1 protein-coding gene is annotated in these 1,639 nt (G+C 42.0%); it reads right to left on the bottom strand.

The window, feature by feature from the left end; genetic code table 11:
• Window positions 1-232 precede the first annotated feature (232 nt).
• A partial coding sequence (locus KH180_RS16660; protein ID WP_290762498.1) for a glucan-binding protein occupies window positions 233-1,639 on the bottom strand: 1,407 nt, incomplete at its 5' end.

Raw genomic sequence — 1,639 nt, forward strand, 5'->3', positions numbered from 1 at the left:
AAATCAGTAAAACCTGGAACTAAACATAAAAAGGGCCCTTTTCATAGAATTGGGGCGGGATTTTAACAAATCCCACCCCAACTATTGACAAAGAGCCGATTTAACAAATTCCACCCAACTATTGACAAAGAACCACATAAAAGGCAAGAACCGGAAACCCAGCCTTGCCTTTTATTATACTGTTTCTCAAAAATCTGACTTATAGTCAAAATTCAAGTATCAGTGATAAATCTTATTCAGCGTCTGTAACCCCAGCTGCTGAAATTACGTTGTCGTAGAGTTCAATTTTCGGTACATCAACATAGTCTAACAGATTGCTGTCAAGATCTTTGATTGTGTTACCGCTGAACTTGAACTGTACGTCTTCCATATCTGCAAGCTCTAAATCATACTTCTTGCTTTCAGATTTCTGGATCTTACCCTGTTTGTTTACAAGATAGTATTTGTCTTCTACAAGGTAGATTCTGTAATCATCTTCTGCCTCAAGTCTCTTGCCCTTCCAGTAGAGGTATCCAGATTTCTCGCCGGTTACACCCTTGCCGTTGCCGCCATTCTTAGTCTGGAAGTAATATGTGAAGGAATCATTCTCCTCCTCTACATTAGAAACTTTACCAGTCTTCATATAACCGTTGCTATCAAAATAGTAGGTATCTCCATTGATGTACTGTAAACCAGTCTGCATCTGACCCTTTTCATTGAACGCAAAGTATTTACCTTCAACCTTAATCTTTGCTACATAAACTGGAGCACCATCATCAGTTAAGCCACTATTGTCAGCAGGTTTTGTTTTATCTGCTTTCTTAGCTTTACCATCTTTGAAGTAGTACCAGTCGGTATCATTGTTTGCACTAAGGTCTTCAGCACCATCAATCTGATACCAGCCGTCTGCTCTCCAGCCTTCCTCTACTACGTTCATGTAATATACATCGCTCGGAGTTGCATTTGGATTTTCTCCGTCTAACTGAGCGTTGGAACCTTTTGTAACTTTAGCGCCATTGATCCACTCATACAGCATCTGGCCATGCTCGTTGAAGTAGTAATATTTACCGTTGATCTTCTTCTGTTTTGCATCTTTATACATCTTGCCGTTGGAACCGAACCAATACCAGCCTTCTTCGTCACATACATCACAATCATCATCACAAAGGTCAATATCAGCATCGTCGTCCGGTTTTTCAAGCCATAACCATCCAGAGGTTCTAGCGCCGTCGTCTTCATCACCTAAGTAATAAATATCGTTGCCATCCTGATACCAGCCATCTCTCATCTTGCCGTCGTCATCAAAGAAGTAAGTCTTTCCATTGATCTTCTTTGTATCAGAAGTGGTTTTCTTACCCTTGGAACCGAAATAGTACCATGAGTCGCCGTCATCTTCCGGATCATCCATATCTTCGTCAGCGAGAGTCTTCTTCCAGGTATTAATCAGCATAGCGCCGTCATCACCAACATAATACTCGTCGTCAACCCAGCTGTCTGTCAACATCTCGCCGTCGTCATCCAGGTAGAACCACTTTCCACCGTCTTTCTTCCACTCTCCAGCTACCATCTCATCATCGCTGTCATAATAGTGCCAGATACCAGAATCATCTTTTTCCCAACCAGCGGCGAAAGATGTCATGGAAGCACCCATAGCGAGTAA

Source organism: Anaerostipes sp. (genome assembly GCF_018381315.1).
Taxonomy (GTDB): domain Bacteria; phylum Bacillota; class Clostridia; order Lachnospirales; family Lachnospiraceae; genus Anaerostipes.